The organism is Bradyrhizobium aeschynomenes (genome assembly GCF_013178945.1).
Taxonomy (GTDB): domain Bacteria; phylum Pseudomonadota; class Alphaproteobacteria; order Rhizobiales; family Xanthobacteraceae; genus Bradyrhizobium; species Bradyrhizobium aeschynomenes.
Genome location: NZ_JABFDM010000013.1, coordinates 76,822 through 90,221, shown reverse-complemented (window position 1 = coordinate 90,221; position 13,400 = coordinate 76,822). Strand labels below are relative to the sequence as shown.

The window sequence follows — 13,400 nt, the reverse complement described above, 5'->3', positions numbered from 1 at the left end:
AAAGCGCCCCATGAGTGTTCCCGAACCGAAACCTCCCGAGCATCCCGCATTGGCTGACGATGTCAGCCAAGTTCCGGCCAGCGCCACGGGCGTGCTGACCATCGATCTCGACGCGCTCGCCGCCAACTGGCGCAAGCTGGAAAAGACGGCGGTGCCGGCCGAATGCGCCGGCGTGATCAAAGCCGACGCCTATGGCTGCGGCATCCCCCAGGTGGCGCGCACGCTCGCGGCCGCCGGCTGCAAGACCTTCTTCGTCGCGACGCTCGGCGAGGCCAAGACCGCGCGCGCCGCGCTGCCCGACACGGCCGCGCTCTACGTGCTCGACGGCTTCTTCCAGAACACCGGCGACGACTACGCGGCGATCAATTGCCGCCCCGTCATCGGCGATCTCAATGAGCTTGCCGAGTGGGACATGTTCTGCCGCCGCACGGGATGGAAGGGCGGTGCTGCCATCCATGTCGACACCGGCATGAACCGGCTCGGCCTGCCCCCGATCGATGCGCAGGGCATGATCCCGCGCATTCAGACCGGCGACCACGGCATCACGCTGGTGATGAGCCATCTCGCCTCGGCCGAGCAGGTCAACAGCCCCGCGAATGCGCGCCAGCTCGCGACATTCCGAGAGGTCACGAGCGTCTTCACCGGCGTACCGGCTGCGCTCGCCGCCTCCTCCGGCATCTTCCTCGGCGCCTCCTTCCAGTTCGACATGGTGCGTCCCGGTGCGGCGCTCTACGGCGTCAACCCGACGCCGGAGGCCGACAACCCGATGCTGCCGGTCGCCGAGATCAAGGCTCGCATCGTTCAGCTGCGCGACCTCGCCCGCGGTGACGCCGTCGGCTATGGCGGCACCTGGACCGCGCGCCGGCCGACGAAAATCGCGATCCTCTCCGCCGGCTATGCCGACGGCTATTTCCGCGCCGCCTCGTCCAACGACGGCACCCGCGGCGCCGACGTCATCATCGCCGGCCAGCGCTGTCCCGTCGCCGGCCGCGTGTCGATGGACCTGATCGCGGTGGACGTGACAGACCTGCCGCCGAAAGCCGCCCGCCGCGGCCACTTCGCCACTTTGCTCGGCGAAGGCATCACCGTCGACGAGCTCGCGCATCATTTCGGCACCATCGGCTACGAAGTCCTGACCAATCTCGGCCGGCGCTATCACCGCATCTACAAGGGCGACGCGGCGGCGGCGGAGAGCTGATTGTCTGACGGCGACGCTTCGCCAACCACGCGATGCCGGGCCCGTGCGCCAACTTCCGCTGTCATCGCCCGGCTCGACCGGGCGTTCCACTATTCCAGAGACGGCTGTGAGTCCTCGATGGGCCGCGGCGTACTGGATCCCCGCCTTCGCGGGGATGACGACCGAGTGTGAGGTGCGATCGATCTCATCAGGGCGCAGCTCGAAGAGCGAAGGCGGAAGCACTCCGGGCTGATGTGGGGGCTGCATGCGGACGCACCATTGCCCGCCCCTCTCCGCTGTCATCGCCCGGCTTGACCGGGCGATCCAGTATTCCAGAGACCGTTGTGAGTCCTCGATCGGCCGCGGCGTACTGGATCCGCTCTTTCGCGGGAACGACGATCGAGTGTGAGGTGCAACCATTCGATCTCATTGGAGGCCACGCCTCCTCATTCTCGCGCGCCGTTCGCGCCGAGTCGTACATCTCATCTTCACCCTCCTATCAAACGAGGGCGCAGGGAATGCCGGGTGCTGGCCGCAACCCATGGCCCGCCTGCGAAAAAAATGCAGGCGGCAGGAACCACAGGTCCAGCCGGTCAACCGGCATTCCCTGCGCGATGGCCTTACGTCTTATGCGTACTCTCCCCGGGGATCGGCTGTCTTGCCCCCGTGACCGGCGGATCATCGTCACCGCCGGCGTAGCATCAGCGTCGAGATGCCAGGACCATACGTTTTCGACGTGCGCTCCGTGCCGTTCGTCCGCACGGCCAAGCCATGCTGCGACCCGAAGCGCCCACCGCATCCCACCCCGCGTGTCGTGACGATCGCGATGCGCCCCTCGTATCGAGGCGGGACGGCGCTATACAATCATAATTTTCGGAAAAACGAAAGATGAATATTTTTCCGCGCAGCACTGGACAAGGTAAGTCGCTTTGAATTCGCTGAGAAATCCGACTTCTCCGCGCACGAATGCGAACCCTGTCGGGCAGATCGGCAGCGGCTTCTGGATATCGTGTTCGGGATGATGTGATATGGACGTCTTCCAGCCTGCAAGCGAGACCGGCGCATGATTTGTGAGCAGTCCCGAGTTCGATTGGCCCTGGCTCTGCGGCGCTACGTCGCCGGACGGATCGACAACGACACTCTGGATGAGGTCGAGGTTGATTGGCGCGATCGCGGAGCGGTTGCCGTCAAGCAGGCCGCATGGACACTCTACGACGATACAAAGAGCCATTATGCAAAGGGCCGGCACAAGATATCCCGCCGTGATCGACGCAACATCGCAAAGTGGATCGTGTTCCTGCACAGTCGCAATGAGTATCTCTGGCCCGAATACTCGTTCCTTCAAATCGTGAACTGGCCGATGAACATCCTAACTTTCGGTTGGTGGGAACGCCGCAAGGCTCGGCGATGGCAAGAGTTCGAAGAGGCAGGCGAGTTCGCGGCTTGGCCGTTCATTGCGATGTCGGACCTTGAGGCTGCGACGGCGAAGCCTAGATATTTTGCTGGAGTTGGGAGAAGCCGACGAGTCTAGGCGCCTCAGGTCAATGATTGGTCCCTCGTCCAACGAAAGACATTGCTTTGTTCTCCAAACTCAAGGAAATCGCCAGCGGCGCGGCGAAAAGCGTCGGCGGGCAGTTCGCGAAAGCCTCCGGCGCCATTGCCGACCTCGCCGCCAGCCTGGCGACCCGCGCGGCGGCGGCGGCGGATCTTGGCAGCATTCTCGATATCATCGAGATGGTGCCGGGCGTCAAATTCGAGCGCCCCGAGATCGATACCGGCTATCTCGACGCGCTGCTGGCAGCCGTGCAGATGGGCCAGCTCACGCTCGCGATCCACTACCGCAAGGAAACCGAAGCCAGTTTGGTGCGCCTGCATCCCCTTCCTGCGGCGGCTGCCAACGAGCTGACCGGGTCGGACAGGTTCTTTGCAAAGGTCCTGATCAACGGCGACGACGACAAGCCGACCATCCAGATGCTGATCAATTCCGAGCATCTGGCGAACAACTACAGGCACGTAACCGCGGATACGCTGATCAACGCGCTGGCCTTCCCGATCGAGAACGTCAAGGGCGGCTTCATCATCGCCCGATCGTTCCGTGCGATCGCGCGGCCGATCGCAGGCTGGCTGCTCGGGATCATCTTCGACCAGGGGGAAAAGCTGCGTCGGCGCTTCCGCAACGAGCGCGACGACGATGTGCCGCAACCAACTTCACCGCCGTCGGGGGAGCAGCAAATTGACCATCCAGCCGCCGCCTCGACGGCCTCGGGAGACAGCGACGGCTCCAGCTCCGGCGTCCGATCGAACAAGAGCACGCTGGCGGATGACGATCACCCGATGGAGCGGGAACAGCCTCGCCAGGATCGCCGATCCGACCAGATCGTGTGACAGCGTTGAAGCGACTCCTCGCGCGCATCCCTTGCGTGATGACGCCTGTCTTCCATCAGGACGGAAAGCATTTCCCGAACGCCGCCATCAGCCGCACCGGCCCCTTCAGCTTCAGCGTGCGCGTCAGGATCAGTCGCGCCACCGAGATCTCCTTGGCGAGGAAGCGCAGCCAGTTCGTTGCATCGGCGGTGATGCTGAGGTCGGCCTTGCCGACATGGCCGGGCTGCACGGTCAGCCGGCGGTCGCGGATGGTGACGGTGGCTTCAGCCGGCTCTGCGCCGGTGAAGGTGAAGTGGTAGCTCGCATCGAGGCCTTTGGACTTGCCCGGCTGGAAGGTCAGCCGCATGCCCTGGAGGAAGCCGCGGATCGAGGTCGCCCGCGCGCTCGACCGCACGAAGCGGATCTTTTTGTGCTGAAAGCGCCGAGCGACGTAGTCGGCGGCGTCGCTGCCGGGCATGACATAGACCGGCTCGGTCTTGCGCGTCAGCGGCTCGAGCACATCAGCGACGTGCTGCTTGCGGTCTGCGAGATAAGGCCCGATGACGTCATGGCCGGCCGGGCAGACCGCAAGGCAATAGGCGGCGTTGTAGTTCGGCCCATAGGACAGGCTCTGCCAGCGCGTCACCGTCTCGGCGTAGCTCATGCGGCCGCGCAGGTCCTTGGCCGATTTGGCCTCGGCGATGTCCTCGACGAAGTTCACGAAGCCGCCCATGAACTGCTGATAGTTGTGGGTGAGGCAAGCGGAGAAGTCGAAGGCTCCGTCGGGCTTGATCGCGCCGACCGGACAGACGGCGACGCACAGCTTGCACTCCAGGCACGGATTATGCTCGAGCGGGGTCCCGACGGCATCGACCTCGGCGGCGATCAGCACCGTGCCGAGCAGGATGAAGCTGCCGAAGCGCGGATGGATGACGCTGCGATGGATGCCCATGCGGCCGAGCCCGGCCGCCTCGGCGGCGCGCTTGTGCGAGACGATCCAGGCGCGGTCCGGGAAGTTGTCCATCTCCATCGGGAACGCCATCGCCGGGTTGAGCGCGCGGATGCCGCGATCCTCCAGCGCGCGGACGATGCCGCGCGCGACCTCGTCGATGTGGTCGCCGGAGCGGTGAAACTCGAGATTGGCGACCGAGCGCGCCGGCGAACGGACCGGCTCGCGATGCATCCGTCCGACCAGCACCAGGAGCGTGCGCGCCTTTGGAAACGCTGCGAGGATGTAGGGCCGGTCCTCGGCAAGACTGGGATCGTCGATCGAGGCGAGGCCGCAATCATCGGCGCCGCAGGCACGCGCGAGATCGAGCAGCTCGGCCGCCGACAGCCGCGGCAACGGCGCGACGGCAGCGGCGGGCGGCGTGGCGGTCGTCATGGCTTCGCGCTCCGGGCTGCGGGACTGGTCCACTCACGCCGCCTTTGTCATGCCGGCCATCACCCGCGCCAGCATCGCGGCACGGGCCGAGCGCGGCAGCAGCATCAGGCTGGCCTCCAGCGCCTTGGCGAGTAAGCCGGGCCGCACCGTGGTGCGCCGTCCGAGCATGTTGAGCGTGCCGACGGCGACCTCGTCCGGCGTCTGCCCGCTCGCGATCGCCATGCGGGCGCGCTGGCCGAAGCCGCTCATCACAGGCCCCGGCGCCGAGGCCAGCACGTCGACGCCAACAGGCCTGAGCTCCGGTGCCAGCCCCTCGGCGAGGCTCTGCACGAAGGCCTTGGTCGCCGCGTAGTTGGCGGCGCGCGGCACGCCCTGGAACGCGACCAGCGAACTCATCAGCACGATGCCGCCGCGCCGTCGCGCGGCGAAGCGCCGGCCGAACAGATACGTGAGTTGCGCCAGCGCGCGGCAGTTGACGTCGATCATGTCGAGCTCGGCTGCAAGATCGCCCTCGACGAACGGGCCCGAGGTGCCGAAGCCTGCGGCCGCGACCAGCAGGCCGACATCGAGATGCGCGGTCTCCCGCTCGATCCGGGCGACGTCCTCCGGCACCGAGAGATCGGCTGAGATCACGACAGGGCGAGTGCCTGCGCGCGATTCGAGCTCGGCGGCCAGCGCTTCCAGCACGGCCTCGCGCCGTGCGACCAGCACGAGGCCGAAGCCAGCCTCCGCCAGCCGCATAGCGAACGCGCGGCCGATCCCGTCTGAGGCGCCGGTTACCACCGCATGGGCACCATAGGCCCGCCTCAGGCGCTCCGCCTGCGCCAGCGGGCGCTGCGATCGGTTGGTCATCGGTCAGATCCAATTTAGATTACGATCGAACGCTAATTGCAAAGATGTCGAACGACCGCTAAATTGTCAAGCGCCACGAGACAGGTTCGATCAGATGCGCAAGACCCGCGAACAAACCGCTGAGAGCAGAGCGAAAATCGTCGATACGGCCGCGCGGCTGCTGCGCGAGCGCGGGGTGGCCGGGGCAAGCATCGCCGACGTGATGAGCGCCGCCGGCATGACCCAGGGCGGCTTCTACCGGCACTTCGCGTCCAAGAACGACATGCTCGCCGCCGCGACCCGGCACGCCTTCGCGACCATGGCCGGCGGCATCGACCGCGACACGGACACCGGCGGTGCCGAAGCGGCGCTCGCGGCCTATGTGGCGCGCTATCTTTCGGCCGAGCACATCGCCCACCCCGGCCTTGGCTGCCCGGCGGCAGGCTTCGGCGCCGACGCGGGACGGATACCGGACGTGCTCGGCGTCGAATTCGCCGACGGCGCCGAGCAGTTGATCACCCGCGTCGCGGCCGGCCTCGTCGCGCGCGGCGCGGCCGAGCGCGGGGCGCGCGGCGAAGCGATCCGTATGCTGACGATGCTGATCGGCACCGTGGTGATGGCCCGCGCGCTCCGCCCCTCGGCGCTGCAGGACGAGATCGTTGCGGCCGCACAGGACAAGCTCGTGCTCGATTGAGCAGCGGGCTTATGCCCCTTGGTGGGCGCCACATTCGCGGCGTCGAGCACGGTATCGGGGAATTTCGGTGACGCTGCACCAAACCCTCACCGTATGGCGCGAAACACCATTCGGCGCCACATCCACAGGCGGCTCCCTGTCGTCACTGCGCTCACGCCAGCAGCGGATTCTGCTTCCATCCCCGATCATCCTTCGCCAGCAGCGCATAGAGCATCTCGTCGCGCCATTCGCCGCCGACGCGCAGATGATCGCGGAGCCGGCCCTCGCAGCGGAAGCCGAGCTTCTCGGCGAGTTTTCGCGAGGCAGTGTTGTCTGGGTGGATGAACGCCTGCACCCGATGCAGGCCGAGCTCGCCGAAGCAGAAGTCGAGCATTGCCCCGACAGCCTCGAAGGCGATGCCCTCGCGCTGCCGGGCGGGATCGACGATGTAGCCGATCGTGACGCGCCGGCTGCGCATGTGACCGTCGTGATAGTTGACCATGCCGATGCAGCGGTCGCTCGCCGCCTCCGCCACCGCCCAGAACCGATAGTAGGTCGGCGTGCAATCGATGAAGCGACGGACGCTCCGCTCGCTCTCGCTGGCTTTGCTGTGGACCGCGTGGTCCCAGAAGCGCATCGCGCCCGCGTCGCTGAAACAGCGATGCATCCCTTCGGCATCATCGGCTCGAAACTGGCGCAGCGTCAGCCGCGAGGTCGACAGGATCGGATGCGGGATCGGCGCTTTGACCATGATGGTGCTCGCGGGGTGACTTGCAAACTGGCAGCGCTAGGGCAGACCGCATCCGCGCGGTCTACTCCTTGGCCTCGGCCTTGTAGGAGTCCAGCATCTTCTTGCAGGAGAAGGCGAGCTGCGCATAGTTCCGCGTGAGGCAGGCGATGATGCGGCCGCCGCCGGGGATCAGGCCGAGACAGAACTTGTCGTAATCGGCCTGGCATGCGGCGCGCTCCTCGTCGGTCGGCTGCCGCTGCGCGTGCGCCGCAGGGACGGCGGCAACCGTCAGCGTGAACAAAATTGCGATTGCGAGCTTTTTCATCCGGCCTTTCCCTCAGCTGAAGCATCATGAAGATCGCGACCTTCAACATCAACAATGTCAGACGACGTCTCCCCAATTTGCTGGCCTGGATGCGAACCGCCAGGCCTGACATCGTCTGCCTGCAGGAGCTGAAATGCGCGCAGGCCGAATTTCCGATCGATGAGATCGCCAAGGCCGGCTACGGCGCGGTGTGGCAGGGGCAGAAGACCTGGAACGGCGTCGCCATTCTCGCCCGCAAGTCCGAGCCGGTGCTGACGCGCACCGCCCTGCCCGGGGCGCCGGCGGACAGGGAGGCACGCTACATCGAGGCCGCGGTGCGCGGCATCGTCGTCGGCTGCCTGTATCTGCCCAACGGCAATCCGCAGCCGGGGCCGAAATTCGACCACAAGCTCGCCTGGTTCAAGCGGCTGCACCGGCATGCGGCCAAGTTCATCAAGGACGACCTGCCGGTCGTGCTGGCCGGCGACTACAACGTCGCGCCGACGCCGCAGGACATCTACCCGACGCGGTCATGGGACAAGGATGCGCTGATCCAGCCGAAGAGCCGCGCCGCCTTCGAGGCGCTGCTCGATCAGGGCTGGTGCGATGCGATCCGCACGCTCCATCCTGACGCGCCGATGTTCACCTTCTGGGACTATAAGCGCAACCGCTGGCCGCGCGACGCCGGCCTGAGGCTCGATCATCTGCTGCTGAGCCCGGCTCTTGCCCCGCGCCTCGGCAAGGCCGGCGTCGATCGCGCCATCCGCGGCGAGGATGGCGCCAGCGATCATGCTCCGGCCTGGATCGTGCTCAGATAGCTCCGAGATCCGTGCCGCCTCATCCGCAGGCCCGACCAAATGTCGGGACACGACGAGATCAGCTGCGCTCCGGCCAGGTCTCTTGAAGCTTGGTCGAACGCTCCGGCAGGCCCTCGGTCAGCACCGCCATGCCGCCGCACACCGGCAGATGCACGACGAGGCTGGCGGCATCGGGCACGTTCGGCCGCGGCGTCACGTTCCACAGCATGATCTCCTGGCGGGTGCGCCGGATCTCCTTGAACTCGTAGCTGAAGGTCTCCGATCCGCGCGGATATTCGCGCCAGAGGTTGCCCTCCTTGCGGAAGCTGCTCTGGGTGCCGCCGAAGTGATCGGCATAGCTGAAGCAGGCCGGCAGGTTCAGCATGTCCAGGGTGGCCGAGCCGATGTTCGACACCGCGGGAATGACGCTGTTCACGGCGCCGATCGCCGCGAACACCGTGGTCAGCGCGCCGGCCGCCATCGCCAGCCAGCCAGTGGTCCAGCCCGTCTTGGCGACGGAAGCGGGCGCGTTCGAGGTGTCGCTGAGAGCCTCGGACGCGAGAACCTTGGACGAGGACGTCAGATGGAGCTGGGCCATGACTGCGATCTCCGATGCTTCGGCAGGGATTGCTGACCAACCGGGTCCGTTCATCGGAGATTAATCTTGCAGGTCCCGGCGGCGGCGAATGTGAGGCGGATCACAACCGGGGATTTTCGTGCACGACCGCCACACGGCTGACGGTCAGCGCTCCTGCCTTATCAAGTCCCTGGCCCTGTCAGTCCCGGCCCGCATCCATGATCGCCTGCGCCAGCCGCGCCGGATCGGAGAAGCACAGCTCGTGGCTGCCGGGCACCTGCACCAGGCGAAACAGGCCGAGCTTGCCCGAGAGCCGCGGATGCCATGGCAGGCTGTGCGGCAACGCCGTGTCCTCGGTGCAGTTGATGTAGGATTTGGCGATGGTCATCTCGGCGGGATTGGTCTTCAGCTTGATCGCATCGGTGAAGGTCTTGTTGGGATGCGGATTGAGCAACTCATAGGTCCGCGTCGCGGTGGTCAGATCGGCGTCGTTGATGAAGGCCTCGCGCCAGACCGGGAATGGCAGCACCACCGAGCCGTCGCCGCGCTCGGCCGCGACGGCGTCGAACAGCGCGACGTAGTGCGGCGGCACCATGTCGTTGAGGCACTCGCCATTGTTGGGCACGAACGCATTCCAGTAGACCAGCCGGCGAATGCGCTCCGGCATCCGGTCGGCGACGCCGGTGATGACCATGCCGCCATAGGAGTGGCCCATCAGCACGGCGTCGGTGATGTGGTGCTCGGTGAAGTAGTCGCAGATCGAGGCGATGGCCTCGTCGAGCCCGGTTGTCTTGGCGTCGCCTGGCCGGTTGCCGCTGACGGTCGGCAGGTGGACGACATGACCAGCGGCGCGGATCGGCGCCGCGACCGGCTCGAACTCGGCGCCGGTATGCCAGGCGCCGTGGACCAGGACGTAGGTTGACATGGTGAGGTTCCTTTGCACTCTTGAACGTGGTGCAAGGAATGATGGCCGGACGGCATCTGCCGCGCTTGGCTGCAACTGAACCCAATTGGTCTCGGAGTGAACCGGTGCCGCCCGTGCAGCAGGAACGTCAGCGAAGCTGGAATACGGCGGCGGTGCGGCCGCAGGAGCAGTTCTCGTACTATCGCGAGGCGATCTGCCAGGCGTTCATGAACCTCACGCCGGAGCCCGCGCGCGGCATCGGCTTCGCTGCCGACGTGCAGAGCATCGTCGTCGGCGACGGCGCCATCAACCGCGTGACCTTTCCCGAGCACGTCGTGCGCCGCTCACGCGCGGATATCGCGGCCTCCGGCCAGCGATGCTTCTATCTCAACCTCAAGCTGGCTGGGCGATGCACCATCCTGCAGGACGATTGCGAGGTCAGCCTGTCCGCCGGACAGGTCGGGATCTTCGACAGCGACCGGACCTTCGTGCTGCAGCACGACCGCGGTCCCTCGCTCGGCGTGATCTCGTTCCGCGTCCCGGCAACGGCGCTGTGCGACCGCATGGCGACCGTGCCGGACCTCGCGCCGGCGCGGCTGTCCGACGACCCCTGCGTCGGCGCGCTGATCGTCGAGACTGCGCGCTCGCTCAATGCCAATGCGCTGCGGCTCGCGCCCGGCGATGCAGCGGCTCTGTTCGGCGTGCTGCTCGACCTCGTGGCGCTGAGCCTGTCGCGCAGCCACCGCCGCGAGGCGCTGGCCACCACCTCCTTCGCCGATGCCACGACGCTGGCGTTGCGCCGCGCGATCCATGCGCATCTGCGCGAGCCCCGCCTGACCGTGGCGACCATCGCAGCCCGCGTGGGGATCAGCGAGCGCTACGTCCACAAGCTGCTGGCGCGCGCCGGCACCAGCTTCTCGGAGCTCGTGATGGAACGAAGGCTCGACGGCATTGCGCGCGACTTGCGCGATCCCGCCTGCGCCGGCCGCGACATCGGCAGCATCGCCTTCGACTGGGGATTTTCGGATCTGTCGCACTTCTCGCGCCGCTTCAAGCAGCGCTTCGGCCTGCGCCCGCGCGACTGGCGCGCGGAGACCGCGCCTCACTCAGACTGACAACCGCCTGGGGTCAGCGCGGGCTGGGTTCGCGGGCTGCACCCCACAACCAGATTGCCGCCAACAGGACGAGCGAGCCGACGAACGCCGCGACGACATCGCGCAGCGAAACGACGATGCTGCCCATGCCCGGAAACAACCCGAACAGGTTGAACAAGACACCGCCGATGAGGGCGCCGACGCATCCCAATCCGATGTTGGTCAGGAGCCCAAAACCTGAACGGCGGCGCTTCACCAGGATTCCGGCAAGGCCGCCGCCGATCAGGCCGACGACGAGCCAAGTCCCCGCATGTACCAGTGTGAACATTCTTCACTCCGTCGGTCTGCGGTCGCCCCTCGGCTGAAGCATCACGGCTAGCGGCAAGATCATGAGAGCACATTGCCGAGCGAAGCGGGACCGCCAGTTGCGACACGGATGCAGGCAGAATCTTGCCCGCAGAGCCGCACGAATCGTGCACTTGCAAGCTTACATCGATTTCGTTGCCGGGCGCTGAACGCGGCAGACCGGATGAGTTCGCGACCTAATCGCGAAACCAGTGATGCGCCGGCGTCCACGACAATCGCCCACGACAATGTGGTGCGGCCCTGCTTGCTTCGAACTGGCAATTCCGCTTCGAAAAGTTCGTCTTCTTCTCGAAATTACATTCATTCAAATCTAATCGTCTCGAACGCGAGCAGCTCATGAGAACGCTTCGCACGCTACTACGTAGTTCCCCCGAGTTCATATCATCCTCGGAATCGGAAATAGTGTCTTTCCCGCAGAGCGTGCAAGATCGAATGCACGTGCATCGCGTGCAACTGGCCAGGATTCCGTGGTTTGCTCCCGCTTGGTTCTGAATTCGTCAACGAGGCCGAGCCGTCGCGACGCCGGCTCGTGCAGGCAGGTGCGGCGTTCGCCGCGACCGGCGGCGGCAAGACCGACATCGTGTTTCGCGACGGCCCGGTCGGACACGACCAGCGAAGCTGAATCCAGCGACACTCGGACCGTCACCTTCAGGACCACGTCGACAGACTCGGACCCATTCCCGGACATGCGGAGGCGTATATGATCGACAGAAGAACGCTCATCAAAGGCGCGGGAGCGGCGCTGGTCGCGTCCGAACTCGGTTTGCCGGGCGCGCGGGCCGAGTCCGCCGATCCGCTCTGCTACGCTCCGGTCGCCGATCTCATCGCCATGTTCCGGGCCCGGAAGGCGTCGCCGGTCGATCTCTTGAAGGCCCAGATCAAGCGGATCGAAGCCTACAACCCGAAGGTCAATTGCATCACCTACGAGCACTTCGACCAGGCGCTGAAAGAGGCAAAGCAGTCCGAAGACCGTTATCGGCGAGGCAACCCGAGACCTCTCGAAGGGGTCACGGTGGCCATCAAGGACGAATTCTCCAGGCCGGGCTGGCGGACGACACAGGGCTCGCTCATCTACAAGGACTCGCCGCCGGCAACGGAGAACGCGGCCATCATCGACTCGCTCGAGGCCGCTGGCGCCGTCATGCCGTTCCAGACAACCGTGCCGGAATTCTATCTTTTCCTCGGCGCATCCACCCGCGCCTGGGGCACGACACGCAATCCATGGAATCTCGAATACTCTCCAGGCGGGTCGTCGGCGGGATCGGGCGCGGCGTTGGCGGCAGGCTTCACGACGCTCGCCCTCGGCTCGGACATGGGCGGCTCGATCCGAATTCCCGCCTCCCAATGTGGTCTCTATGGCTTCAGGCCGCCGTTCGGACGCGTCGCCGGTGGAGAAATCCCGTTCTCGACCTCGGGCCCGATGGCGCGGCGCTTCGACGACCTCGTCCGCCTCCAGAACGCGATCGTCGGTCCGTCCGAGCGGGTGATGGCCGCGATGCGCCCTCGCCTCGACTATCCCACCCGTTATCCGCGCCTCTCCAGATGGCGCATCGCCGTGGATTGGGGCGCCGGCATTGCGGACGTGATACCGTCGGTGAAGGCAGCGATGCTGAAAGGCATCGAGGCGCTGCGCGCCGCCGGCTGCACGGTGGACGAGGTCGACTGCGGCTTCACGAAGGCCCACAAGATGGTCTTCATCCGTGGGCTGATGTCGACGTCCATCGGCACCGCGATCGAGATCTCGAATGCGCATCGCGATCAGCTCTCGCCCTACATGACTGAAATGCTCGACCAGGTCGGCCCGGTCGGACCGCGCCAGGCCGAAGAGGCCGAAGAGTTGCTGCAGCGGCTGCATCGCCAGGTCCAGCAGCGCGTGTTCAGCAAGGGCTACCGCATCCTGCTCATGCCGACCATGGCAACGCCTCTCGTCGGGGCCGACATGTTCAAGAGCAAGGACAACAAGGTGGACCCGTGGGTGGGCACCGGCCTGAACTTGGCGCTGACGTGGCACTGGAATCTGCTCAACCGGTATCCGGTCGTCGATGTCCCGCTCGGCCTGGTCGAGGACCGCATGCCTTCGGGCATGCAGGTGATCGGCCAGACATACAGCGACCTCGACACGTTCCAGTTCGCATCGAACTGGTCTCGTCTGCGGCGGTCACTGTTCTCCGGCGAGCGATTCCCGACCTTCACCTGACA

At 65.9% G+C, this 13,400-nt stretch carries 15 protein-coding genes; 8 read left to right on the top strand and 7 right to left on the bottom strand.

The features are described 5' to 3' along the window. Positions 1-10 precede the first annotated feature (10 nt). The 3 genes from alr (at position 11) to HL666_RS28725 (ending at position 3,562) form a co-directional block, all read left to right on the top strand. Complete coding sequence (gene alr / locus HL666_RS28735) at positions 11-1,198, top strand: alanine racemase (protein ID WP_172184900.1); 1,188 nt, start codon at positions 11-13, stop codon at positions 1,196-1,198. Between the two features lie 1,042 nt (positions 1,199-2,240). After that, entirely contained in the window at positions 2,241-2,708 is a 468-nt protein-coding gene (locus HL666_RS28730) for a hypothetical protein (RefSeq protein ID WP_172109355.1), read from the top strand. 203 nt (positions 2,709-2,911) lie between these two features. After that, positions 2,912-3,562, top strand: a complete 651-nt coding sequence (locus tag HL666_RS28725) for a hypothetical protein (protein ID WP_210262274.1) — start codon at positions 2,912-2,914, stop codon at positions 3,560-3,562. 55 nt (positions 3,563-3,617) lie between these two features. Here HL666_RS28725 and HL666_RS28720 read toward each other — a convergent pair whose 3' ends face one another. Together HL666_RS28720 and HL666_RS28715 are read right to left on the bottom strand one after the other, a co-directional pair. Continuing rightward, positions 3,618-4,925 (bottom strand): SCP2 sterol-binding domain-containing protein, encoded by a 1,308-nt coding sequence (locus tag HL666_RS28720; protein WP_172184896.1) that lies wholly within the window; start codon positions 4,923-4,925, stop codon positions 3,618-3,620. Positions 4,926-4,958: 33 nt separating this feature from the next. Continuing rightward, the gene (locus HL666_RS28715; RefSeq protein ID WP_172131986.1) at positions 4,959-5,777 is read right to left on the bottom strand and encodes an SDR family NAD(P)-dependent oxidoreductase; all 819 of its coding nucleotides are present in this window, start codon (positions 5,775-5,777) and stop codon (positions 4,959-4,961) included. A 94-nt stretch (positions 5,778-5,871) separates the two neighbouring features. Between HL666_RS28715 and HL666_RS28710 the strand changes: the two genes are divergently transcribed. After that, a complete protein-coding gene (locus HL666_RS28710) occupies positions 5,872-6,450 on the top strand; it encodes a TetR/AcrR family transcriptional regulator (protein WP_172184894.1) in 579 nt (192 codons plus the stop codon). Between the two features lie 151 nt (positions 6,451-6,601). Here HL666_RS28710 and HL666_RS28705 read toward each other — a convergent pair whose 3' ends face one another. Then, the gene (locus tag HL666_RS28705; RefSeq protein WP_172131988.1) at positions 6,602-7,180 is read right to left on the bottom strand and encodes a GNAT family N-acetyltransferase; all 579 of its coding nucleotides are present in this window, start codon (positions 7,178-7,180) and stop codon (positions 6,602-6,604) included. 61 nt (positions 7,181-7,241) lie between these two features. Next, a complete protein-coding gene (locus tag HL666_RS28700) occupies positions 7,242-7,484 on the bottom strand; it encodes a hypothetical protein (RefSeq protein WP_172109362.1) in 243 nt (80 codons plus the stop codon). Positions 7,485-7,510: 26 nt separating this feature from the next. Here HL666_RS28700 and xth point away from each other — a divergent pair, with 26 nt between their 5' ends. After that, positions 7,511-8,281, top strand: a complete 771-nt coding sequence (gene xth, locus HL666_RS28695) for an exodeoxyribonuclease III (RefSeq protein ID WP_172109363.1) — start codon at positions 7,511-7,513, stop codon at positions 8,279-8,281. Between the two features lie 58 nt (positions 8,282-8,339). Here xth and HL666_RS28690 read toward each other — a convergent pair whose 3' ends face one another. Together HL666_RS28690 and HL666_RS28685 are read right to left on the bottom strand one after the other, a co-directional pair. After that, positions 8,340-8,858, bottom strand: coding sequence for a hypothetical protein (locus HL666_RS28690; protein ID WP_172109364.1), 519 nt, complete (start codon positions 8,856-8,858; stop codon positions 8,340-8,342). 178 nt (positions 8,859-9,036) lie between these two features. Next, positions 9,037-9,762, bottom strand: coding sequence for an alpha/beta hydrolase (locus HL666_RS28685; protein ID WP_172131989.1), 726 nt, complete (start codon positions 9,760-9,762; stop codon positions 9,037-9,039). A 104-nt stretch (positions 9,763-9,866) separates the two neighbouring features. Between HL666_RS28685 and HL666_RS28680 the strand changes: the two genes are divergently transcribed. Further along, positions 9,867-10,856: a helix-turn-helix domain-containing protein gene (locus HL666_RS28680; protein WP_311976554.1), complete on the top strand. Its 990-nt coding sequence runs from the start codon at positions 9,867-9,869 to the stop codon at positions 10,854-10,856. Positions 10,857-10,869: 13 nt separating this feature from the next. On the opposite strand, the gene HL666_RS28675 is transcribed toward HL666_RS28680, so the two are convergent. Continuing rightward, positions 10,870-11,163 carry a GlsB/YeaQ/YmgE family stress response membrane protein gene (locus HL666_RS28675; RefSeq protein WP_172109366.1) on the bottom strand — a complete coding sequence of 98 codons (294 nt, stop codon included), beginning with the start codon at positions 11,161-11,163 and terminating at the stop codon, positions 10,870-10,872. 510 nt (positions 11,164-11,673) lie between these two features. Here HL666_RS28675 and HL666_RS28670 point away from each other — a divergent pair. After that, positions 11,674-11,823 carry a hypothetical protein gene (locus HL666_RS28670; protein WP_172109367.1) on the top strand — a complete coding sequence of 50 codons (150 nt, stop codon included), beginning with the start codon at positions 11,674-11,676 and terminating at the stop codon, positions 11,821-11,823. 78 nt (positions 11,824-11,901) lie between these two features. Further along, positions 11,902-13,398: an amidase gene (locus tag HL666_RS28665; RefSeq protein ID WP_172184892.1), complete on the top strand. Its 1,497-nt coding sequence runs from the start codon at positions 11,902-11,904 to the stop codon at positions 13,396-13,398. Positions 13,399-13,400 lie beyond the last annotated feature (2 nt).